A 23,693-nucleotide genomic window follows, 5' to 3' on the forward strand; every position below is an offset into this window, starting at 1 on the left:
ACTTTTTTTGAATTATTTTTTTATTCTTGTTCCACCGTTGTCGTTAATCGCTGACGCTAAGGTAATTATCACTTCAGACACTCCCGCATTTATTGCTTCAAAAGAGTTCTCCAACTTTGGAATCATACCACCTTGAATAACGCCGTCGGCTACGTATTGTTCGAATTCGGCACGGGTAATCTGCGGAATCACACTATCGTCATCGTTCTCGTCACGCAGCACGCCCTTCTTCTCGAAGCAATATACCAAAGTCACATCAAACAAGGCCGATAAAGCCTTTGCCGTCTCTCCGGCAATGGTATCTGCATTGGTGTTCAGCATGTTTCCCTGCCCGTCATGTGTCAACGGTGCCATCACCGGAACTACACCTTTATGTATCAAGTCAGACAGCAAAGTAGCATCCACCTTTTCCACATCACCGACAAAGCCGTAGTCCACCTCTTTCACAGGACGTTTCACCGAACGGATTACATTCATATCCGCTCCGGTCAGTCCCAACGCATTGACTCCGCGAGCCTGTAGCCCGGCCACAATACTCTTATTCACCAAGCCGCCATACACCATTGTCACCACTTTCAAAGTCTCCGCATCAGTGATACGACGCCCGTTTACCATTTTACTTTCAATACCCAGTTGTGCGGCAATCTTTGTAGCCGAACGACCACCACCGTGAACCAGCACTTTATGCCCGTCGATAGCGGCAAAGTCATTTAACAACTGACGAAGGGTGGCGTCCTCTTCTACGATTTTGCCACCCACCTTAATTACTGTTAGTTTTTCTCTCATTTCTTATATCTTTAATTCAGGCACGGATTACACGGATTTCACGGTTTTAGTTGTGTGAGAACGCAAAGCAACCATTCAATTATGCGAAGCTACCGTGAAATCCGTGTAATCCGTGCCTACTTATTTATTCCAAATAAGTATATCCGTAAAGTCCCGAGCGGTAGTTGGAAAGGAACTCCTTTCCTTCTTCCAGGGAAATCTTACCCTCTTTCACCGATTTCGTCACCCAAGTTTCGAGCGTACGCACCAGTTTCTTCGGATTATACTGTACATAATCCAGTACTTCCGCTACCGTTTCCCCATCAATAATCTGTTCTATATTATATCCTTTCTCATTCACGGAAACATGCACGGCATTCGTATCACCGAACAAATTATGCATATCACCCAAAATTTCCTGATAAGCCCCTACCAGGAAAACAGCCAGATAATAAGGTTCTGTTTTCTTCAAGCTATGCACAGGCAGATAATGAGCCACGTTGCGTGTAGAGATAAAGTTGGCAATCTTACCGTCCGAGTCACAGGTAATATCCTGCAAGGTAGCCGAGCGCTCCGGTTTTTCATCCAATCGCTGAATAGGCATAATCGGGAAAATCTGGTCAATCGCCCAAGAGTCAGGAAGCGACTGGAACAACGAGAAGTTGCAGAAATACTTATCCGCCAACAACTTGGACAATCCACGGAATTCATCCGGCGCATGCTTCAAACCACTGGCAATCTGGTTAATCTCACGTGTGATAGACCAATACAGGCGCTCAATCTGAGCGCGTGTTTTCAAGTCCACGATTCCATGACTGAACAAATCCAATGCTTCTTCCCTAATCTGTTGGGCATCATGCCATGCTTCCAACATCTTGTTCTGATTCAGCGAATCCCAGATACCATATAATTCCTGCACCAGTTCATGCGCATCCGGAGCAATTTCCTCTTCGTCGTCCCATTCCGGCAAAGTAGCCGTTTCGAGCACTTCAAAGATAAGCACCGAGTGATGCGCAGTCAATGCACGCCCACTTTCAGTGATGATATTCGGATGCGGGATACCATTTTTATCACTCACGTCCACTAACGTAGAAATAGAGTCGTTCACATATTCCTGAATGGAATAATTCACGCTTCCTTCACTGTTCGAAGAACGGGTTCCGTCATAATCAACGCCCAGACCGCCGCCAATATCGACAAACTCCACTTTAAATCCCATCGAATGAAGCTGCACATAGAACTGTGACGCTTCACGCAAAGCAGTCTTGATACGACGAATCTTCGTCACCTGGCTACCGATATGGAAATGAATCAGCTTCAGGCAATCCTTCATCCCTTTGCTATCGAGAAAATCGAGCGCTTCGAGAAGCTCACTGGATGTCAGGCCGAATTTGCTGGCATCGCCACCCGATTCTTCCCACTTGCCACTACCGGAAGAAGCCAGTTTGATGCGGATACCGATATTCGGCTGTACATTCAACTGCTTCGCCATCTTGGCAATCAGCTTCAATTCATTCATTTTCTCTACGACAAGGAAGATACGTTTACCCATCTTCTGCGCAAGCAAAGCCAGTTCAATATAACTTTCGTCCTTATAACCGTTGCAGACAATCAATGAGTCAGAGTCTGTATTGACAGCAATCACCGCATGGAGTTCCGGTTTGGAACCGGCTTCCAGTCCGAGATTGAACTTCTTTCCGTGGCTGATAATCTCTTCCACCACGGGGCGCATCTGGTTGACCTTAATCGGATAAATAATAAAATTCTCGGCCTTATAACCATATTCTTCCGCCGCCTGTTTGAAACAAGACGACATCTTTTCGATACGGTTGTCCAGAATATCCGGAAAACGCAACAGCATGGGAGATGCCACATCCCGCAGTTGTAACTCATCGACCAACTCTTTCAAATCGACAGTCACTCCGTCTCTACGCGGTGTAACAACAACATGACCTTTGTCATTAATACTAAAGTACGAGGTACCCCAACCAGTGATGTTGTAGAGTTCCTCCGAATCTTCAATACGCCATTTTCTCATTTTTCAGTGATTCAGTGTTTTTTAGTAAATAATTGGACGGCAAAAATACAGATTAATCTACATGTTGCCAATTAATTGGACACAATTTCTTTCAATCGGTCTGTATATCCGCTATTTCCGTTACGGACATCATACCGCTGTGCCAGTTCCGCAGCCTGCTGATAGAAATAATCACGCAGTTCAGAGACAGCGTAAACCCCATCCGCACGATAAAGAGGAAATTCTTCCGGCAAAGATAACCGGACTTCCTGACGGTCTGCATGTTTCATTGTCTCTACCATATCACAGGAGAAACGATATTTCTTCAGCGAGTTGCTGCGCAGGCTCCAGTCTATGCAACGCTCGACATACTCCCAACCCCTTTCCGGCTTCGTCATCATATTATAGGCAACAAACAGTCCCATATATGACAATAAATATTCATCCTTTTCTCTTCCTGCCAGTCCTTCTTCGGCACGGGCACACATATCGGCGGCTATTTCCGGCTTACCGGCTTTCAGTGCATAATAAGATAGTTTCAGAAAAGCACGCAGATTCGCTTCGTAGCAAGTCACCTGTCTGGTAATCAACGGTTGTGCCCGGCTGTAAGCCTCATCAAACTGACCTGTTTCCAAATAATAATCCAGCATGAAGTTCAATTCGCAAGCCTCGCATGACTGGTCGTCAATCTTCTCCGCCAGCATCTTGTCGATATACTCTTTCGCCTTGTCATACTGCCGCATCCAGACACATTCCACCGACCAACGGTGGTAATAGCTCCGCAGGGAATATCCATTTCTCAGGATACGCATCTTGTAATCCTCTCCAACCGCCTTCACCTGTTCCATCGGAATGTCCGGCAAGTCGAATGTACAAGCCCATATCCACTTGTATTTCCACAACAAATCATCTTCCTTAATAACATCCTTGTGATTCTCATAATCATCCAGGATTTTGGAAAACACTGCAATCTCTTCAGCATCCGCCGAAAGAAGATTCAGTTCATAAATAAGGTCAAGGCGCATCTCCGTAGCCCATTCCACATCCTCATTATCATCCGCAATGCGTATCGCTTCTTTCAGCAAGTTTGCTTTCTCACGGGGGCGCAAGCTCTCATTTTGAGTCTGCAACAGCAGTTTTTGTATCTCAAGTGTGTATCTCATATTCTTTTTCTTTCAATTAATTCAGGAAGTTAATAAAATCATTCATTTTCGCAGTCATCAATTCGCTAAGCGAATGGTTAAAGAGTTCCATTTCCTCGCTGTTCACCGGATATTTTCCCTGAAGGAGCGACTGCACATACAGTATATGCACCACGTGCCTGAACATCTTATTGTCGCCTTGTATCTGCAACAGCGTCCGCACCATCTCATTATCCGCATTGAACGTCAATGTAGGGGGAATCTGCCTGGCAGTATTCACCGAGCCCAGCACAGCCGCCAGCGGATTATTGGCACTTTTCACCGTATTTTCCTTCTCCTCCGCCACGAATATCACCGGAATATCCGCCGGTGTGAAATGCTTCAGACGACAAACACATCCGAAACGTTTCAGCAACTCATTCGCTTTCGTCTCAAAATCCTGAAACTCCTTATTGGTTTCCACCTCGGCAAACTGCTCCAACAGCCGTGAAGGAGATATCTCATCCAGCGTCAGTTCCGAATTCAGGCGGACATACTTTTTCAGCAACGTTTCATCAAAGGTATAAGCAGCATTCACCACCAGCCATCCCTGTGCCCCGGCGATACGCCGCACCTGCCGGAAGTCTTCCAGATTACGGGTATAGCATATCACATTGCCCGCCGAACGGATACTCCCGAAAGTACGGAATCCTTTATTCGTCTCGAAAGGAAGATAATCCATAAACAAACGGAGCAATTCATTATCTTCCGAAGCAATCGCCTTAATATGGAAGTGATGAACATCCAGAATCTTATTAAACACTTCACGATTATTCTGCACCAATCCCCGCAAATAATCCTTGATAGCCACCCCAATCTCTTTCCGGGCATCCTTCAGCAAATCATTGCTCACCAAAGACTCCCGCGAAGCGGTAGACAACAACCCGTCCGCATTCACCAGGCAACGGATAAAGAAAGCCCACGGCGGCAACAAATTGCAATCGTCCTCACTCAACAACATACGTTTCAGATATACCTTATGCGAATTGCGCACGGAAAACTGCGTACGGAAAGGCAGAATATAAAGCACGCCTTCCACCCGGCCGCTTTCGGTACGTATCCTGAAAGCATCGAGGGCGGACGACTGAAAAGTCTTTGCCCCATAGTCGAGCAATTCCTTGCGGGTCGCTTTCGGGTCGAGCCAGACAGGCGACGGCGTATTCACCAACTCCTCTTCACCCTGATAATGCAGATAAATAGGATAAGGCAGTACCTCGCCATAATTAACCAGTATCTTTTTGAACATCTCATATTCAAAAAGATGCATCCAATCGCTCTTGGGATGCAGCACCACTTGTGAACCGATAGGCTGTTCCTCATCAGACAAAGTCAGTTCGTATGTGCCGTCCACCTTTCCACACCAGCGGACAGCCTGCCCGCCCATTGCCGAACGACTCTCCACCAGAATCTCATTGGTCACCACGAAACAAGACAGCAGTCCGATACCGAACCTGCCTATAAAATCATCCGAATCGGGCGTATCCCGTTTCGAACTTTCTCCGATAATAGTAAGAAAACGATGTACTTCTTCCTCTTTCAGCCCGACTCCATTGTCGCGGAATATCACCGTTTTGTCATCATTCAGAAAGACATCAATACGGCCTGCATAATTCTCGTCAATATTGCGTAGCGCCGTGATAGCATCCACACAATTCTGCAACAACTCCCGGACAAAAGTATTCGGATTACTATAAATATGTTCCGACAACAGGGCAATCATCCCTTTCAGGTTGACCTGGAACAAATTATTCCCTTCTTTCTCCATTTTTCTCTTCTATTTTCTCCTTCTTCCGGTGATTTTCAGCGCTTTTTCATTACCATTTTCAGCCGCTTTCTCAAACCACTCCATGGCTGTTTCATCATTTTCATCCACGCCATTTCCCATCAGATAGGCGTTTCCAAGCTCAAATTGTGCTTTATCGTTATTTTTTTCCGCCGCTTTCATCAGCCATTGCACAGCCGTTTCCGGGTCGGGCGTACAGCCTTCGCCATACATCAGCATCTTGCCGAGATAATAAGTAGCACCGATGTTTTCGTTACCGGCCGCATCCGTAAACCAACGATAAGCTTCGGCGTAATTCTCCTTCACACCCACTCCGTTGTAATAGCAAAGTCCGACCCGATACATACTTGTCACATTTCCGCTATCCGCAGCCAGTGTATAATATTTAAAGGCTTCCGTCTCGTTATCTTCCACTCCGATACCCATCTCGTAGCAGATACCCAGCCCTTCGCTGTACCATTCATATTCATCAGCCGCCTTTTTGAAATAAGAGAAAGCCTTTTCCGATTCATTCAGCCTGTCGTAGTCATACAGATAATACTCACCCATACGTACCATAGCCATCGGAATCTCGTTGGCAACTGCCTTCTCATACCATTCTACCGCCTTCTTATTATCTTCCATGCACGAACCGTAACCAAAGAAATAATAGTCACCCATTTTGAACTGGGCATATCCATAGTCCTGTTCCGCGGCTTGGGTCATATATTCCACGGCCTTCTGCGGATTTTCTTCCACTCCGGTAGCATTTTCATAAGCCAGTCCCAACTCTGTCAGACAACGGGATTCATTCTTTTCCGCTCCTTTGGAGAAGCACTCAAGCGCCTTATCGAAGTCTTCTTCCGTACCGATACCATGCTTATAGCAACGTCCCAACGCGAAAAGCGCATCCGTATCCTCCGCTTCAGCAGCTTTTGCATACCAACCCAAAGCTTCTTCCGGCCGTGCCTCGCCAAGAACACCTTTTTCCAAATAAAGCCCTACACGGAACATCGCATAAGGATAACCCTCACCGGCAGCCTTCGTACAAAGTTCGTAAGCCTTTTCATAACTCTTCTCCACTCCGTCACCGTTCTCGTACAAGAACGACAATTCTATCATGGCGAAGCAGGAGCCCATTTCAGCCGCCTTTTCATAATATTCTCTTGATTTCACGGCATCCTTCACACCGCTATACCCATTAGCCAGATAAAGCGCCGCCCGGCAATATCCGTCGACATTATCCATCGAAGCCGCTTTCTCATAATATTCCATCGCTTTGGCATAATCCGGTTCTTCGGACAATAAACCACGCTCATACATCCATCCCAAGCGATAGGCCGCATTTCCCGAACCCAGTTCAATCGCCTTCTCCAGCAACTCCTTCGCACGGTTCATATCCTCTTCCACCAAGTCACCGTTGAAGTAAACGTTTGCCAGTCCCTCAATACCTGCTATATAATCACCTTCCACGCAACGTTCAAGACACATCAGCCCGCGTTCCACATTCTTATAGTCATCATTGTATAAGTAAATCAACGCCAACTCATACGCACTGTACAACTCGCAATAGAGCATTCCTTTCTCCAGCCATTCAATCGCTTTAGGCATGTCCAGCCACTCTTCTTCCTGATAATTGTATCCCAGAAAGTTAGCAGCAGACCATACACCGGCATGCCAGGCCTTTTCCCAAAGTTCAAAGCCCAGTTCTTTCGGTTTATTCAGTTCCGGATAACGGAAATAAAGTGTACCCAGATTCTTAAGAGTATATAGATTCGGCACTATCTCTAAGGATTTCTCATAATAAGCGGCTTCTTCCGCCACACCACCTTCTTCCCGGTCGAGCGCATCTCCCAGTGCGGCATATGTATGTGCACGCAAGCGATGTCCTTCGGGCAGCTCTTCCAACAATTCCTTACGCATCTGCAAGGCTTTCTCCTTATTGCCTGTGAATTCTTCGGCAAACGCGCGATAATGCTTTCCCCATAGCAGAGCTTCGGGAGAAGACAGAGCCGCAAAACGACGTTCGCCTTCCTCCTTATCCTGTTCGCAATAAAATCCCATAAATTTCCAATAGGCAACGGTTGCTTCCGCTTCCGCCCACCCCATATCGGCAGCTTTTTCGTAGTAAGGGAACAAATAACTCATATCCCTCTTACCGTAACGGGCTTCGGAATACTGGGCACCTTTCTGCGCCCATCCCGCACCGCTGAACACAGCCACGCGGTCGCATACCTGCATCACCTTCTCCCACCAGAACTCATATTCCTCTTCGTTGAGACCGACCTCGACATTACAGTCGAACGCACTGAATATCAATTCAAAAAAATCTTCCGTCAGTGTCTCGTCTTCCCGGGTATCCAAAGCATATTCGCACACAGCCAATGCTTTCCACCAGTTTTCAGCATTTAGTAATGAAGTCGTCGTGTATTGCGGGAACCATGCAGCGGCAGGCTTCCCTGAAGTCTTAATCTCAGCAGATAATCTCTCAAAATTCTCTTTTAATGTTTTCATGATATTGCCTTACCTTAGTTTTTATAATAATAGTAAACAAAAAATCTCGTAACGAGCGGCAAGGTACAAATATTGGCCGAATGAACAAACAAGAGAGTCAAAAAAGATAAAGTCCGGAATACAAATTAGGCACGGATTACACGGATTTCACTGTTGCCTTATGCAACCATATCTCAAAAAGCCGTGAAATCCGTGTAATCCGTGCCTATTTCTTACTAATAAGTTCTACTATTACAAATCTAAAAGCTGTTGCAAACGTTGAACAGAAGCATCAATCTGCCAACGGTCTTCCAACTCATCCGCATTGAAGATATATTGCGCCTGATGATAGAAAGACGCCCGTTTTTCCAATGCCTGAACAATGAACGCTTTCAGTTCGTCATCCTCTTTCCCCTGAAGAATGGGGCGTTGTTGTTTGGCCACACGCAAGCGCCTGAACAACACATCGGGATGCACATCGAGGAAAACCGTCTTCCCTACCCGGTTCATAAACTCCATATTATCAAAAAAACAAGGCGCTCCACCTCCCGTAGAAATTACCACATTCTCAAACTCGGCTACTTCGTGGAGCATACTCCTCTCCAGTTCCCTGAATCCTGTCTCGCCTCGTTCGGTGAATAATTCTCCTACAGTTTTGTGAAAACGCTCTTCAATATACCAGTCCAAATCAATGAACGATATATTCATCTGACGGGCAAAAGCCTTGCCCAATGTCGTTTTTCCGGCACCCATATAGCCGGTAAGGAAGATACGAACCATAAATGACTAATTTTGCTCACAAAATTAGTCATTTAATTCATTATTTGAAAACTTTCACCCGTTCTTCCAACGGTTGGAATTCTTTTTCTCCCGGTTTGCCGATAGGAAGCCCGAACGGCATTTCCGCAATCAGATGCCAATGTTCCGGCAAATTCCATTCACGGCGCACAGCCTCGTCAATCAACGGATTATAATGTTGCAGCGACGCTCCGAAGCCTACATCCTCAAGCATTACCCAAATAGCAAGCTGATGCATCGCCGAAGTCTGCAATGACCATCCCGGAAAATTCGCCTGATAAGACGGGAAAGCTTCCTGAAGTCCTTTGACCACATTCTGGTCTTCAAAGAACAATACGGTTCCATACCCGCAGGCAAATGAATTATCTATTTTCTCTTCTGTCTTCGCGAAAGCCTCGGCCGGCACGATTTTCTTCAATGCATCCTTCACAATCTGCCACAATTTCTTGTGAGATTCTCCCAACAACAGTACTACGCGTGTAGACTGCGAATTGAATGCAGACGGCACGTGGCGCACTGTCATATTGATGATGCACTCTATCTCCTGATCCGGTATAGGCGACTGATTAGTAATTGAATAGTAAGTCCGACGTTGTTTCAAAGCCTCGCTAAAAGATTTCTCCATAATAGTTCCTTTCTTTATTTTATATTCTTAAACTCTCTTTTTTTTATAACAAGTAGCTCCCCTAACTTGTTCAGTTAGAGAATATATTTGTACCTTCGCACCGTCAATTCATTGACCTTATTTAATTCACCGTCAAAAAAAATGGCTAAACAGAAGTTCTACGTAGTATGGGAAGGCGTCACGCCCGGGATTTACACTTCCTGGACGGATTGCCAGCTTCAAATCAAAGGATACGAAGCCGCCAAATACAAATCATTCGATACCCGTGAGGAAGCCGAACGGGCACTCAGCACATCTCCCTACGCCTATATAGGCAAAAACGCAAAAGCCAAATCAAACACTCCCAAAACCGCTTCGGACACATTGCCGGCCTGCGTGATTGACAACAGCCTCGCGGTCGACGCCGCTTGCAGCGGCAATCCCGGCCCGATGGAATATCGCGGCGTGCACGTTGCCAGCCGACAACAAATTTTCCACTTCGGCCCGATGAAAGGGACAAACAATATCGGCGAATTCCTGGCCATCGTGCACGGACTGGCCCTGCTGAAACAAAAAGGATTCGATATGCCTATCTACAGTGACAGCGTCAACGCCATCAGTTGGGTACGCCAAAAGAAGTGCAAGACCAAACTTCCCCGCACCGCAGAGACAGAAGAACTCTTCCTCGTGATAGAACGGGCGGAAAAATGGCTGAGAGAAAACACCTACACCACCCGTATCCTGAAATGGGAAACGAAAGAGTGGGGAGAGATTCCGGCTGATTTCGGCAGAAAATAAGAATATCAGACCAAATTCACTCAAATATATTCCTATCTTTGAGCACTGAAAGTTTCTATATCTAACACATATTATAAACATATGAAAAATAAGCAATTTATCCTTCTGGCCATTGTTTGTGTCATCACCCTTCTCCCCTTTTTAGGGCTGACCGATTTCCACACAAAAGGAGAGCCTCGTGAAGCCATCGTTTCATACTCAATGATCGAAACCGGCAACTGGATTCTGCCCGTCAACAACGGTGGAGATATCGCCTACAAGCCGCCATTCTTTCATTGGTGTATTGCCGCCATTTCTTCTATTACAGGCAAAGTGACCGAATATACTTCCCGTATGCCCTCCGCCCTGGCCCTGATAGCCATGGTCTTGGGTGGATTCTTATTCTATGCCAAACGCAGGGGAGCCGGTATCGCCCTGCTCATGGGACTCATTACTCTCAGCAACTTCGAGGTACATCGTGCCGGAATGAACTGCCGTGTAGACATGGTACTGACTGCTTTCATAGTCCTTGCATTATACCAGCTTTACCGATGGTGCGAAAAAGACCGAAGAGGTTTTCCATGGGTGGCTACGCTATTGATGGGCTGCGCCACACTTACCAAAGGCCCGGTTGGAATCCTTCTTCCCTGTCTGGTGACCGGAGTCTACTTGCTTCTGCGAGGTACCCGTTTCTTCAAAGCCTTCTTCTCTATGGCATTGGTTGCCATCACCTCATGCATCCTGCCCGCCATCTGGTATATTGCCGCCTATCAGCAGGGTGGAGACAATTTCATCTCACTGGTCATGGAAGAGAACTTCGGGCGTTTCATGGGAAAAATGAGTTATGAATCTCACGAGAACCCGGCTTACTATAACATCATCACCGTTGTATCGGGCTATGCACCCTATACGTTATTAGTTCTGCTTTCTCTCTTTACACTGACTTATACCAAAGTGACTGCCAAACCTCGTGAATGGTGGAACAAATTCACGACCTATATTCGTGAAATGGACAACACACGCCTTTTCTCCTTATTAAGCATCGTGCTTATCTTCGTATTCTACTGCATCCCGAAGAGCAAACGCAGCGTCTATCTATTGCCCATCTATCCGTTTATAGCCTATTTTTTGGCAGAATATATCATGTATTTGGCTGGAAGGCATTCAAAAGCCATCAAAGTATATGGCGGATTCCTGTCTGTCGCCGGCATTCTTCTCCTGGCCACATTCATTACCATCCAACTGGGATTAATACCCGATACAATCTTCCACGGCAGACATGCCGCTGAAAACATCGCTTTCTTAAATGCTCTGAAGAATATATCCCTCAATGCCGCCCATATCCTAGTGATATGTCTTCCTTTGCTCGGCGCCATCTACTTTTTCCGTGCAATCAGGAAGAAAGCACCGGACATGAAACTGGTATATGCCACGCTTTTCGTAACATTCTCGATCTTCATGTCTTTAGACGGTGCTTACCAACCTGCCATACTGAACACCAAGTCAGACAAAGGAATGGCAACAGAAATTCAGAAAATAGCTTCCGGCAGTAAGATATACTCTTATGTAGCCGTAGATATGCTGCGTTTCTACACTGTCAACTTCTATCACAACGACCGGATAGGCTTGTTTGAAAAGGAGATGCCGTCAGAGGGATACCTGTTGGTAGGCCGGCATGATTTCGAGAGCTTCAAGCCCAAATATGAGTCACGATACTCTTTCGAAGAAGTATACCAAAGTCCGAAAAGAGGATGTGATATCCGCGACATAATCTACCTGTACCGCTTCAAAGAGAAAGAATAAAAGCAGACCGGAAAAATAAGAATATCAGAACCGTGATACTATCGGAAAGAAGTAAACCCTTACAGGTTTACTTCTTTTTCTATCAGATAACGCGGACGGCGTTTTACTTCCTTATATATTTTGCCGATATACTCACCGATAATACCAACAGCCGTCAGGATGGCTCCGCCGATAAACCACACGGAAATCAACAACGAAGTCCACCCCCTGATAACATCCCCGCCGATAAACTCTACCAAAGCGTAGATGATAGCAAAGAAAGAAACCAGCATAAAGATAAGCCCCGAAGTTGTAATCAGCCGCAACGGTTTGACAGAGAAAGAAGTGATACCGTCTAGCGCAAAGTTCAGCATCTTCGTGAATGGATATTTAGACTCACCGGCAAAACGCTCTTTACGATCATAGTAAACAGACGCAGTGGTATACCCCAACAGGCACACCATCCCCCGAAGGAAAAGGTTGCGTTCCGGAAAAGAAACCAATGCTTTCAAGGAACGTTTGCTCATCAGGCGGAAATCCGCATGGTTATAAACGATTTCCCCGCCCATCGTGCTCATCAGCTTATAAAAAAGTTGCGCAGTATGTTTCTTGAAGAAAGTATCTGTCTTGCGTTCCCGTCTCACACCGAATACAACATCGACACCCTGCAAAAAATAATCCACCATCTCTGTAATGGCATTCACATCGTCCTGCAAATCGGCATCAATAGATACGGCAGCGTCATAATCACTGCCCGCCACCAGCTCCAGTCCCGCCCAGAGAGCCTGTTGATGACCAACGTTGTGTGCCAGCTTCAGACCGGCCACGTATCTGTTCGATTCGGACAATTGCTCTATCAGTGACCAGGTAAGGTCCCTACTCCCGTCGTCTACATACAATATCTTTCCTTCAGCTATCTTCTCTTCCTTCTCCATTCGGGCAAGGACATCAGACAGTTGACGAGTCGTCTCTTTCAATACCTCTTCCTCGTTATAACAAGGAACTACAATCACAAGTCTCACGCCATTCATAGCTTTTTATGTTTAAATACAAACCGCACCAACAGGAAATTCACGGGAATCACTATCGCAAATACCGGAACAGGAGCCCATGTCTTGGAAAAGCCCATATATAAGAAAATATTCAGTAAGGTCATATGCAACAGAAAATTTATCAGATGCGCACCACCCATACCCAACAATTTCTTCCATGAGGGAGCCGTTCCGAAAGTAAAGTACGAGGTCAGATAAAAATTCACGATAAAGCTGATTATATATCCGGCCGCATAGGCTATATTCACATTGGCAACCGACTTCAGGAAATAATAAATCCCGTAATGCAGCGCCGTGGCTATCACGCCAACCACGCCAAAACGTATAAACTCTCTGACCACCAGTTTTGTTCCCATATAGTAACGCCTATTCTACCGCCTTATCAGCAGGCCTGTCAATGGTCTTGTGTTCTTTCACCATAAATTCCGTACACTGCAACATGGAAAAGCAATAGTCTTTCAGCAACCCGAAATCTTCGTCACCGGCAGCAGCGTGCAATTTGCCATTATCCAGTTTATACTTGAATTCCTGCTGATTGTCCGGAGAATAAATGAACAAGCGGACCGAATCCCTGGCTCCTACAAGATTGTCCGCCGTGAAGAACATACATGGGCGCTCTTCTTCGAGAAGATTTACACCAAAATTGTTCTGCAAATAACTCATATTAAGCATTCCCAACAAGGTGGGTGCCACATCTATTTGTCCCCCGAACCCATCGTACACAGCCGGGCGAATATCTTTTCCATAAATCATCAACGGGATATGGTTATAGGATTGAGGCATCTCACATTCCGGTGTACCTACCATTTTTCCGTGGTCACCAAGAAATACGAAAATCGTGTTGTCAAACCACGGCTGTTTCTCCGCCGCATCCATAAACTGCCGGATAGACCAGTCGGCATATTCTACAATCTGCTCTTCCGGTTTTTCACTATGGGGATGGAAGAATGGCGGAATGACATAAGGCGGATGGTTGCTGATAGACAACAATACAGTGAAAAACGGTTCACCCGCCTTTGCCTTCTCATTCAATATCGGAAGCGCATACTGATACATAAAATCATCCTGCACGCCAAAGCTGTTTACGACTTTCTCTGCCGGATAATTCTCCTGTGCATAGATTTCATCAAACCCGTTGGTACGGAGAAATGCGTTCATATTATCATATTGGGACTCATGTGTCATGAAGAACAGATTGCAATATCCATTCTCCTTCAACACGGTAGGCAATCCGGAGTAGACAGGAATCACCGAACCTTTCATCGCATTCCGCTTCATGATTGCGGGAAAGGAGAAAAGAGTGGAATAAATGCCATGGTTCGTATGGATACCGGACGAATAAAAATGATTGAAACTCAATGACTGCTGATACAAGCTATCCAGATAAGGAGTCAGTCTCTTGTCGGAACCGAAACTGCCCATCAGGTTGGCAGACATAGATTCCATAAATACCAAAACCACATTCTTCCGGTCGGGGAGTCCTTCACGCTCCACTTTCCGGGCAATCGGAGAAATACTCTCCACTCCCTTTCTCTGCAGATAATCCTGTACTTGTTTCAAGGCTTCCTGCTCAGGCATCAGATGCAGCGTCCGGTTCTCTTTCCGGTTATCGTCCAATGTACTCGTAAGCAAGTTGAACACCGGATTCACGCCAAGCTGGTTCAGAAACGGGTCCTCACAATAATACGCCTGACTTACTTTAATCGGGTTATACCCCGTACGCCCACGAATACCAAACAGGCAAAGCCCCACACAGACTGCCCCCAACGGTACTATTGCCAACCGGCTTTTCCATGAAATCCGGGGTGCAGTAGCCATGCTCCGGCGGTAGAAATAGGCGGACAGGTAAAGCGCTCCCCAACCAAATAAAATGATAGACAACAGCCCGAGAAAGATAGGAAAATAATAGGAAGACTCACCAAACACCATGCCGGCAGTCGTTCCGCCGTACCCAAACCAGTTATAAATGGAAGAATTGATAGTCTTAAAGAAATATTCAAAGTATGGAATATTAGCCGCAGCTATAATAAAAGAAACAGAATAAAACAAAATGAAATAGACAGCCACCGACCGGAACAACCACTTTGTCGTATAATTGAACAAAGCCGCTATCCACATCACTACCAGAGGAAGCAACAGAATGTAGCAGGCTATCACATTATCAAACCATAATCCACGCACAAAGGCGACCGCTTTTAAAGCAAAGTCGCCCTCTATATCTGCCGGAAACTGATAATCAATCGAGCAGAACAGCGTAAACCGGAATGCAAAGAAGAAAAACAAAGCTACTACATGTATTGACAATACATACAAAAGGTAATAGCCAAATCGTTTTATAGAGAATCTTTTCATCAGGTTTTATATTCCGCATTACAACTGCTGCATATCATGCAAGCGTTTGTAGTAGCCGTTCAGTTCGATCAGTTCTTCATGCTTGCCGCGCTCTACAATTTCTCCTTCATACAACACGCAGATTTCATCCGCATTCTTGATGGTAGAAAGACGGTGGGCGATAGCAATCGTCGTACGCGTCTTCATCAAACGTTCCAACGCTTCCTGCACCAGACGTTCTGACTCGGTATCCAAAGCAGAAGTGGCCTCATCGAGAATCAGAATCGGCGGATTCTTCAGGATAGCACGGGCGATACTGATACGCTGGCGCTGACCACCGGACAACTTGCCGCCACGGTCACCGATGTTCATATTGTATCCTTCCGGCTTCTCCATAATGAAATCATGCGCATTGGCAATCTTCGCAGCTTCTATCACTTGCTCCATCGTGGCATTTTCCACGCCGAAAGCAATGTTATTGAAGAAAGTATCATTAAACAGAATAGCTTCCTGATTTACGTTACCAATCAGAGTACGCAAATCGGCAATACGCACATCGCGGATACTTGTCCCGTCGATAGTAATGTCGCCTTCCTGTACATCATGGTAGCGCGGCAACAAATCCACCAAGGTCGACTTACCGGAACCCGACTGTCCCACCAACGCAATCGTCTGTCCTTTGGGAACCGTCAGATTTACATGTTTCAGCACTTCACGCTTACCATCGTAACTAAAAGAAATATCCTTAAATTCAATTTTGTCATTCAGCCCCTTCAACGGTTTCGGATTTGGAATTTCCTTAATATTATTCTCCGCTTTGATAAGCTTGTCCACACGTTCCATAGAAGCCAGTCCCTTCGGGATATTATATCCTGCTTTCGCAAAATCCTTCAACGGATTGATTACGCTATAAAGTATCACCATATAGAAGATGAATGTCGGAGCATCTATCGTTGCATTCTGTCCTAAAATCAGCGTACCGCCAAACCATAACACGGCCACAATCAGGATTGTCCCTAAAAATTCACTCATAGGATGCGCCATCGCCTGACGTATGGCAACCCTGTTTGTCGCATCCCGAAGCTCGTTGCTACATTTGGTAAAACGGTTAATCATCTTATCTTCCGCAATAAAAGCTTTGATAATGCGCAAGCCGCCCAGTGTCTCTTCGAGTTGCGACATCGTATCGCTCCATTTGCTTTGAGCTTCCAAAGACTGGCGTTTCAGTTTTCGCCCTACTACACCCATCAGCCAGCCCATTCCCGGCAGTACAACAATAGTAAAGAGCGTCAACTGCCAACTGGTCACAACCAACGTCGCGAAATACAGGATAATCATAATCGGGCTCTTCATCAGCATATCCAATGAACTGGTAATGGAATTTTCCACCTCACCCACGTCACCACTCATACGAGCTATAATATCTCCCTTTCTCTCTTCCGAAAAGAAAGACATCGGCAGACGCATCACCTTGGCATACACCATGATACGGATATCACGTACAACTCCCGTACGCAACGGAATCATCACAGCCGAAGAAGCGAAATAACAACCGGTTTTGAACAATGTCATTACCATCAGGAACAATCCCAGAAAAATAAGAGCCATAGTAGGCCCATTATCCACTATCATCTGAGATATGTAATAGTAAAAATTATTTTTGGCAACATCCGCAAAATCGCCACTACCCCATTCCATGAAATGGTATACTTTATCAACCCCTTCCGTCTTAAACAGAATACTCAGAATAGGAATCAGAAAAGTAAATGAAAATACATTGAATACGGCAGATAAAATATTCAGCAAAACAGCCCAGCCGATATACTTCTTATAAGGCGACACAAAACGTCGCATCAGTTGTAGAAATTCCTTCATTATTGATGATAAAATGAGTTAAGACCGCAAAGATACAATAAAACTGATTAACTGACAGCAGTTTCACCTAATTATTAACGCGATTTATCGGAAAGTACCTCTGCCTTTGCCTGAGATACAGCCACCACATGATAATACATCCCGTGCGTCTTCCTGTGTGACTTCACGCCCAACCTTTGCAGGATACGCCCAAAGTAATTAACCTGCCCCGGAGAGAATTTCATCTTACTCGCCTTTTGTATCCGCTGCAACAGATCCGCAGCAAGCATCCATTCTCCTTCCTCTTCATCTTCCGCAACCCGGTAATACACAAGGAACAACTGCTCTATGGCGGGCGACTGCTCAAACTCCTGATTGGCTTCCGTCAGGATGGCTTCTTCCTTTTCATCAAACCAATACCGTTCATTGTGGTACAGCGCCGCCATCGCCTGCGCATAAAGCTGTTCGTAGTCAATGGGGCGGACCACATCAATCACTCCCGTAACCTCAACGCCAATGTACCGGCGGCTGCCGGAAGTATCCGTCAGCAAATCTTTATGGTTACTTGTCCCGATGAAAGAGGCGTAGCGGCGAAGTTCCTCTACTGCCGAAGCATTCGGACGACGTGTGTTAACGACCGGCTTTTGCAGGATATGTTTAACAAAAGACTGCTGATTGATGCCGATCTGGTCAAACTCATCCATATTAATTAAACTAATAACTTTTATGATTAAATTTAAAGTGCTATATTTGTGCTGAAATTCAAGCACTAAGAAGATGAAACGAGCAGCATTATTGCTAAGATGTAGCACCAATATACAGGATTATAACCGTCAGAAGTTGGAACTTGAGAAAGTCGCCAACAGGTTTAAATTGAAAGTCGCCAAAGTCTTCGGTGAACACGTGACGGGTAAAGATGATATTCGTAAGGGCAACCGTAAATCTGTGGATGAATTGATTAATGCCTGTGAGAATGATGAAATAGATGTCGTTCTTATATCGGAGGTCTCCCGACTAACGAGGAACTTCCTATATGGAGTAACTTTAGTTGATAAGTTTAATCGGGATTACAGCATTCCAATCTACTTTAGAGATAAAAGGAAATGGACTATTGATGTAGAGACAGGAGAAGTCAATTTAGAATTTGAGAAGGAGCTACGCAAAGCATTTGAACAGGCGGAGGAAGAACTTGCGTCAATCCGTTTCAGAATGGCATCAGGTAAACGAGATTCAGCAGGTTTAGGTCAATGGTTTGCAGGTTTTCCACCATTCGGATATACAAGACAGAAGAACGGCTATTTAGTCAAGAATGAATATGCTCCAATCGTGAAAGAGATGTTCGACAAGTACCTTGAAGAAGGACAGGCGTTGATTACCACAACGAGATATATCTACGGCAAGTACCCTGATATAAAGAAGCTAAAGAGCATTGGCAACACTAAGTTCATACTAAACAACAGAGCTTACACAGGCAGAGCGGAAGCCAATATCTATGACGAGATAGACAAAGTTACCGATACATTCTACTTTGACATTCCTGCCATTATAGACGAGGAAACCTATAACAAGGTGCAGAAGAAGCTGGCTAACAACAGAACCACCACCCCTTATCCGAGAGCTACCAAGTACCTATTACAGAAACTTATCAAGTGTTCCATATGCGGAGCATTCTACACAAGGTTGCACTCCAATAAGAGAGATACCGTACACTTCAAATGCACAAGCGACAAGAACAGTCTGACAGGCTGTAAGAGCCAAGTCTATCTGAATGAAAGGATTGTAAACCCTATCATATGGAACTTCGTAAAGGAACAGTTGTTCTATGTCGGTAAGATGAATGCCGAGCAACGTCTTGAAGCCATTGCAGGAGAGAATGATAACAAGAGTAAAGCCATTGAGGAACAGGAAGCACTTAAAATATCTTATAAGGAGCAGGAGAACAAACTTACAAGGTTGGAGGACTTATATTTGGATAATGACATAGACAAGAACCGTTACAAGGAACGGAAGTCCAAGATTGAGAAAGAGCTTTCATCCATAAAGGCTCAAATGGATAGACTGACAGACAGAATAAGACTGTCAGATTTCAACATCAAGCGGTTCAACAGTACGGACTTTACGGAGCAATATTTTAAAGAGGTGGAAGCCGACCTTGAAAAGCAGATGAAAGTCCTTCGTGAATACGTGAAAGGCATTTACCCATTATACATAGACAAGGTTTACTGTTTCCTGAAGGTTGATACCATTGAAGGAATGTTCAACATATTCTACGAGCCACGAAAGGCTCAACAGAAGTGCGCCTACTTCATTAAAGACACATTGGCACAGTACCACCCTGACATACGGAACTTCTATACTCCCAATAACACATTACTGACAGACAGTGATGAAGTGGATGCTTACTATACATTAGAAGAAATGAAAGAGATTTGCAGCAGGAATGGCTTTGAAGTCCGATACAGGGAATGATTGCAGCAGCCGTTAAGGGAACTTGAACAATATGCCTGCCTTTAGACCAAATTTTACTAAAATGGGACAGAATCATTCAGACCATAATAAGGATAATTATTATTACTTTTGTCCCATAATTCAAACGATTAAACTTTAAATTCAGATTATGATAGAGAATACCAACTTGGAGTTAAAACCCGTTGAAATTCGGGAGAATCAATATATGTCAGACCTTTACCCTGACGGTCTGCCGAGTAATGCCATTATTGATAAGACTTTAACAGCCAAAGGAGCTACAACTTGTGAATTGGATGAAAGATATGCCAAACGTAACTCCATAATCATTGAACCCAATGTTCCCGTAATTGACAGCAAGCAAGTCAAATATCCTAACTTATTGGGAGTGCGTGAAGGAGTTACGGATTACGATGTTAAGAAATATCTGCTTGACAAGTCCATACGTTACAAGAAGATTATAGTAACCCCTGAAAGCTATTCCAAAGTCAAACAGGCTGCTGAATATGCAGGTGTAAACCTCTTTAAAGACTTCTTCCTGCTCATAGATGAGTGCGAGAAAGTTGTACAAGAAGCAAACTTTCGACCTGCCATAGTTCAGCCATTCTTCGACTTCTTTAGCTTTGACAACAAGGCATTGATTTCAGCTACTCCATTATCACCCAAATTAAAAGGGTTTACCAAACATTCGTTCAGTCATATCAAGATTGTACCTACTTACGACTACAAGAAGAATCTATCCTTAATAGGCACGAATAACGTACAGTTGGAGTTCTTAAAGCAAATATCCCTGAACGATAACAAGAAAGCCATATTCCTAAACTCACCTGAATATGCAAAGACCTTGATAGAGAAAGCAGACATCAGGAATCATAGTAAAATCTATTGCTCCAATCAAGAGAACGCCATTAACAAACTCCATGAGGACGGTTACAAGGCTTCTGACAGCTTCGTGTCAGGTGAAATATTGGAACAGTACAGCTTCTTTACGAGCAGGTTCTATTCAGCAGTAGATTTAGATACTCCTGATAAGCCCGATATAATAATGGTTACAGACTGTTTGAACAAGCAACAGACCATGATTGACCCTTTCACCCATTCCGTCCAAATAACAGGCAGGTTTCGTTCAGGAATTGGCAACATTACACATATAACGAATTGGAAGGAGGGTTTAAAGCCTAAATCTCGTGAAGAAATCATTGAGGATATGGAAGCGCAGAGGAAGGTCTATAATATGCTTGCAGACTTAAAGGAAACTCTTACAGGCAGGGAAAGGCAGCTTCTGACCGAGATACAGGAGCGCATCCCAATTTATAAGGTCTTGTTTAGAAATAATGATTACAAGGGCAAGGTAAATCCGTTCTTGGTAGAATGCGACATTCAGAAGTCCAAAGTTGAATCGCTCTACCAAGACTTACAATTCTTAAACAATGCTTACAATGAGACAGGACATTTTAATGTGTCGTACCATTATGAGCATTATAAAGAGAAACCTAAAACGGTAAAAGCTAAGCCATTGTCAAGAGAGAGAAAGTTACAGATATTGGAACGGTTACAGGATTTAAAACCCGAAGGACTGGTCTTGAAATTTCTTACGGAAGAACAACAGGAAGAATTGAGGTCTTTAAGACATGAAGCTCCCGAACTGTGCAAGTACTATGAGAAGTTCGGCATGGATAAGATTATAGAAATCGACTATGATTTAGCCACCATGAAACGGCAGCTTAAATCCGCACATAAGGAGGAGATTTACTTCATGCCGATAGATGAAATCCATAACACATTTATAATAGGCAGACCATATTCGGAGGGTGAGATAGTAACCACCTTACAGACCATATATGACAAATATGAGCTTGTAGATGATAACGGTAAACCTTTACAAGCTAAGGCTACCTACTTGGGTAAATATTTCAAACTTTCTGACAGAATAACCATACCCAACACTCGTCTTAAAGGGTACATTCCACTTGAAAAGAGATATTCACTTGAATAGTCCGATATTGGGACAGAGCTATTAAAATCAACCTTTATTATGGTCTGAATAGTTTTGTCCCAATTCATAAGAATTTGAGATAGAGAGCATTCTCAGTTATAAATTTGTGAGACCGAGCGAAGCGAAGGTTGAACCCGATAGCTGAACTGAACCCGATAGCTGAACTGAACCCGATAGCTGAACTGAACCCGATAGCTGAACTGAACCCGATAGCTGAACTGAACCCGATAGCTGAACTGAACCCGATAGCTGAACTGAACCCGATAGCTGAACTGAACCCGATAGCTGAACTGAACCCGATAGCTGAACTGAACCCGATAGCTGAACTGAACCCGATAGCTGAACTGAACCCGATAGCTGAACTGAACCCGATAGCTGAACTGAACCCGATAGCTGAACTGAACCCGATAGCTGAATTAAAACCTATGAACGTTACTACACCCCTTTAAATTCCCCCCTCATGGCTCTAAAATAAAAAGAATGCTTTAGAAATGCAGTCTGATAGTTGGCAGGAATAAGCATTCTTATTAATCCAAGAGCAGGCACGATGCACTATTGCCATAGCTAACCAATAATTTACTAATGCTCCTCATTTCCTTTGAAAGAATCTTTAGGGAAAGACATAGGACAGCCTAAGATGCAAGCGAAGAAATTCACTTGTGTTTTAGGTTTGTTCCTATTAAATCCATTCAATCAATAATCATTTAATTCAATTTAATTATGAGAGATTTAGTAATTATGCCAGCTATGACACAGCGTAGAGAATCATTAAACATGGGTGAGTTTGCAGAAGAAGCAATCATTGTAGAAGAAGTTGCAGCCCCCAAGAGAGTAAACCATTTCATTGAAGCCAATACGCAGGAAGTAACCTTGCAGCACTTACAACAAGACTGCATCATTCCAAGTTTTGCATCAATGGAAGAAACCATTAGTCACCAATCCTTTATAGGTGCAGTAGTGGATGCAGCTAAGGATTACTTTCATGGAGAACAGTTTGATATGCCAGAGATTAGAATCTCACACCCTATCAATGGCAGAATACCAAGTGCATTAGGCAAGAAAGCATCTGAACTGACTGATGAAGAGAAGACTCTGTTCTATCAGAGAATGTGCTTCTGCTTTGAAATTCCATCTATTGTACACGATGAATACGGTAATCGTTTAGCTTTATCTATTGGTGGAGTGAGAGCATATAACGAGATTAACCTTTACAGTAAGAAATCTGTTGAGAGATTTAAAATCTTCATAGGCTTTAGAAATAGAGTTTGCAGTAATCTTATGCTTACTACTGACGGCTTGCAGGATAAGATAGAAGTCCTAAGCGTACAAGAACTATATGCAGCAGCATTGAATCTGTTCCACGCTTACAACCCATCCAAAGACCTGCATTTGTTAAGAACACTTGGACAGATGTCAATCTCAACAAGCGAATTTTGTCAGATAATAGGCAGAATGAGATTATATCAAGCTCTTACACCCAACCAACAGAAACGCTTACCTCGTCTATTGTTGGGAGACAGTCAAATTAATGCAACTTGCAGAGCATTCGTTTCTGATGTGAACTTTAAGAGTACAGGGGACAGCATTACAGGCTGGCAGCTCTTAAACCTACTCAATGGTTCTGTAAAGTCAAGTTACATTGATAACTTCTTGGAAAGGAATCTTAATTGCACAGAGTTTGTACAAGGCATTCAACGTGCCAAATTAGGAGATAGTGAATACGCTTGGTTCTTGGGCTGAGTGGATTGTTGATTGAGAGAGGAAAGGGCATCATTAACTTGGTGTCCTTTCTTTATTTCTACCAACTTATTAAAT

17 protein-coding genes and 1 pseudogene are annotated in these 23,693 nt (G+C 44.3%); 5 read left to right on the top strand and 13 right to left on the bottom strand.

The features are described 5' to 3' along the window. Positions 1-12: 12 nt before the first annotated feature. From argB to BQ7997_RS13335, 7 genes are all read right to left on the bottom strand, one after another. Positions 13-786: an acetylglutamate kinase gene (gene argB, locus BQ7997_RS13305; protein WP_073346849.1), complete on the bottom strand. Its 774-nt coding sequence runs from the start codon at positions 784-786 to the stop codon at positions 13-15. 124 nt (positions 787-910) lie between these two features. Continuing rightward, positions 911-2,803, bottom strand: coding sequence for a biosynthetic arginine decarboxylase (gene speA / locus BQ7997_RS13310; RefSeq protein ID WP_022136730.1), 1,893 nt, complete (start codon positions 2,801-2,803; stop codon positions 911-913). 71 nt (positions 2,804-2,874) lie between these two features. Continuing rightward, positions 2,875-3,945: a hypothetical protein gene (locus tag BQ7997_RS13315; RefSeq protein WP_073346850.1), complete on the bottom strand. Its 1,071-nt coding sequence runs from the start codon at positions 3,943-3,945 to the stop codon at positions 2,875-2,877. Positions 3,946-3,961: 16 nt separating this feature from the next. Continuing rightward, a complete protein-coding gene (locus BQ7997_RS13320) occupies positions 3,962-5,728 on the bottom strand; it encodes an HSP90 family protein (protein WP_073346851.1) in 1,767 nt (588 codons plus the stop codon). A 9-nt stretch (positions 5,729-5,737) separates the two neighbouring features. Next, positions 5,738-8,239, bottom strand: coding sequence for a tetratricopeptide repeat protein (locus BQ7997_RS13325; RefSeq protein WP_073346852.1), 2,502 nt, complete (start codon positions 8,237-8,239; stop codon positions 5,738-5,740). Between the two features lie 231 nt (positions 8,240-8,470). Then, positions 8,471-8,998, bottom strand: coding sequence for a shikimate kinase (locus BQ7997_RS13330; protein ID WP_073346853.1), 528 nt, complete (start codon positions 8,996-8,998; stop codon positions 8,471-8,473). A gap of 40 nt (positions 8,999-9,038) precedes the next feature. Continuing rightward, entirely contained in the window at positions 9,039-9,641 is a 603-nt protein-coding gene (locus BQ7997_RS13335; protein ID WP_073346854.1) for a nitroreductase family protein, read from the bottom strand. A gap of 141 nt (positions 9,642-9,782) precedes the next feature. Here BQ7997_RS13335 and BQ7997_RS13340 point away from each other — a divergent pair, with 141 nt between their 5' ends. Together BQ7997_RS13340 and BQ7997_RS13345 are read left to right on the top strand one after the other, a co-directional pair. Beyond that, complete coding sequence (locus BQ7997_RS13340) at positions 9,783-10,418, top strand: ribonuclease H1 domain-containing protein (protein WP_073346855.1); 636 nt, start codon at positions 9,783-9,785, stop codon at positions 10,416-10,418. A gap of 81 nt (positions 10,419-10,499) precedes the next feature. Further along, the gene (locus BQ7997_RS13345) at positions 10,500-12,200 is read left to right on the top strand and encodes an ArnT family glycosyltransferase (RefSeq protein WP_073346856.1); all 1,701 of its coding nucleotides are present in this window, start codon (positions 10,500-10,502) and stop codon (positions 12,198-12,200) included. Between the two features lie 59 nt (positions 12,201-12,259). On the opposite strand, the gene BQ7997_RS13350 is transcribed toward BQ7997_RS13345, so the two are convergent. The 5 genes and pseudogenes from BQ7997_RS13350 to BQ7997_RS13370 form a co-directional block, all read right to left on the bottom strand. Continuing rightward, on the bottom strand, positions 12,260-13,210 hold the full coding sequence (locus BQ7997_RS13350) for a glycosyltransferase family 2 protein (RefSeq protein ID WP_022136722.1): 951 nt from the start codon (positions 13,208-13,210) through the stop codon (positions 12,260-12,262). Beyond that, positions 13,207-13,587, bottom strand: a complete 381-nt coding sequence (locus BQ7997_RS13355) for a GtrA family protein (RefSeq protein ID WP_073346857.1) — start codon at positions 13,585-13,587, stop codon at positions 13,207-13,209. The genes BQ7997_RS13350 and BQ7997_RS13355 overlap by 4 nt, the downstream gene beginning before the upstream one ends. Before the next feature lie 10 nt (positions 13,588-13,597). Then, positions 13,598-15,583, bottom strand: a complete 1,986-nt coding sequence (locus tag BQ7997_RS13360) for an LTA synthase family protein (RefSeq protein WP_083589236.1) — start codon at positions 15,581-15,583, stop codon at positions 13,598-13,600. A gap of 18 nt (positions 15,584-15,601) precedes the next feature. Beyond that, positions 15,602-17,437, bottom strand: a complete 1,836-nt coding sequence (locus BQ7997_RS13365) for an ABC transporter ATP-binding protein (RefSeq protein WP_073346859.1) — start codon at positions 17,435-17,437, stop codon at positions 15,602-15,604. Positions 17,438-17,511: 74 nt separating this feature from the next. Then, a pseudogene (locus tag BQ7997_RS13370) lies at positions 17,512-18,132 on the bottom strand (DUF3874 domain-containing protein); the annotation flags it as partial. 61 nt (positions 18,133-18,193) lie between these two features. Here BQ7997_RS13370 and BQ7997_RS13375 point away from each other — a divergent pair. Continuing rightward, positions 18,194-19,885: a recombinase family protein gene (locus tag BQ7997_RS13375; RefSeq protein ID WP_073346860.1), complete on the top strand. Its 1,692-nt coding sequence runs from the start codon at positions 18,194-18,196 to the stop codon at positions 19,883-19,885. A 148-nt stretch (positions 19,886-20,033) separates the two neighbouring features. After that, positions 20,034-21,878 (top strand): hypothetical protein, encoded by a 1,845-nt coding sequence (locus tag BQ7997_RS13380; protein ID WP_073346861.1) that lies wholly within the window; start codon positions 20,034-20,036, stop codon positions 21,876-21,878. Between the two features lie 96 nt (positions 21,879-21,974). Here BQ7997_RS13380 and BQ7997_RS26115 read toward each other — a convergent pair whose 3' ends face one another. After that, positions 21,975-22,295 (bottom strand): polymer-forming cytoskeletal protein, encoded by a 321-nt coding sequence (locus BQ7997_RS26115; protein WP_083589285.1) that lies wholly within the window; start codon positions 22,293-22,295, stop codon positions 21,975-21,977. Between the two features lie 303 nt (positions 22,296-22,598). Between BQ7997_RS26115 and BQ7997_RS13390 the strand changes: the two genes are divergently transcribed. Further along, entirely contained in the window at positions 22,599-23,618 is a 1,020-nt protein-coding gene (locus BQ7997_RS13390) for a DUF3871 family protein (protein ID WP_073346862.1), read from the top strand. Positions 23,619-23,693 lie beyond the last annotated feature (75 nt).

The sequence above is a fragment of the Bacteroides congonensis genome, from assembly GCF_900130125.1.
Lineage (GTDB): Bacteria > Bacteroidota > Bacteroidia > Bacteroidales > Bacteroidaceae > Bacteroides > Bacteroides congonensis.

What these genes read in the sequence shown, in the direction of transcription:
- argB (WP_073346849.1), bottom strand. Translation starts at nt 786, where the DNA reads ATGAGAGAAAAACTAACAGTAATTAAGGTGGGTGGCAAAATCGTAGAA.
- speA (WP_022136730.1), bottom strand. Translation starts at nt 2,803, where the DNA reads ATGAGAAAATGGCGTATTGAAGATTCGGAGGAACTCTACAACATCACT.
- BQ7997_RS13315 (WP_073346850.1), bottom strand. Translation starts at nt 3,945, where the DNA reads ATGAGATACACACTTGAGATACAAAAACTGCTGTTGCAGACTCAAAAT.
- BQ7997_RS13320 (WP_073346851.1), bottom strand. Translation starts at nt 5,728, where the DNA reads ATGGAGAAAGAAGGGAATAATTTGTTCCAGGTCAACCTGAAAGGGATG.
- BQ7997_RS13325 (WP_073346852.1), bottom strand. Translation starts at nt 8,239, where the DNA reads ATGAAAACATTAAAAGAGAATTTTGAGAGATTATCTGCTGAGATTAAG.
- BQ7997_RS13330 (WP_073346853.1), bottom strand. Translation starts at nt 8,998, where the DNA reads ATGGTTCGTATCTTCCTTACCGGCTATATGGGTGCCGGAAAAACGACA.
- BQ7997_RS13335 (WP_073346854.1), bottom strand. Translation starts at nt 9,641, where the DNA reads ATGGAGAAATCTTTTAGCGAGGCTTTGAAACAACGTCGGACTTACTAT.
- BQ7997_RS13340 (WP_073346855.1), top strand. Translation starts at nt 9,783, where the DNA reads ATGGCTAAACAGAAGTTCTACGTAGTATGGGAAGGCGTCACGCCCGGG.
- BQ7997_RS13345 (WP_073346856.1), top strand. Translation starts at nt 10,500, where the DNA reads ATGAAAAATAAGCAATTTATCCTTCTGGCCATTGTTTGTGTCATCACC.
- BQ7997_RS13350 (WP_022136722.1), bottom strand. Translation starts at nt 13,210, where the DNA reads ATGAATGGCGTGAGACTTGTGATTGTAGTTCCTTGTTATAACGAGGAA.
- BQ7997_RS13355 (WP_073346857.1), bottom strand. Translation starts at nt 13,587, where the DNA reads ATGGGAACAAAACTGGTGGTCAGAGAGTTTATACGTTTTGGCGTGGTT.
- BQ7997_RS13360 (WP_083589236.1), bottom strand. Translation starts at nt 15,583, where the DNA reads ATGAAAAGATTCTCTATAAAACGATTTGGCTATTACCTTTTGTATGTA.
- BQ7997_RS13365 (WP_073346859.1), bottom strand. Translation starts at nt 17,437, where the DNA reads ATGAAGGAATTTCTACAACTGATGCGACGTTTTGTGTCGCCTTATAAG.
- BQ7997_RS13375 (WP_073346860.1), top strand. Translation starts at nt 18,194, where the DNA reads ATGAAACGAGCAGCATTATTGCTAAGATGTAGCACCAATATACAGGAT.
- BQ7997_RS13380 (WP_073346861.1), top strand. Translation starts at nt 20,034, where the DNA reads ATGATAGAGAATACCAACTTGGAGTTAAAACCCGTTGAAATTCGGGAG.
- BQ7997_RS13390 (WP_073346862.1), top strand. Translation starts at nt 22,599, where the DNA reads ATGAGAGATTTAGTAATTATGCCAGCTATGACACAGCGTAGAGAATCA.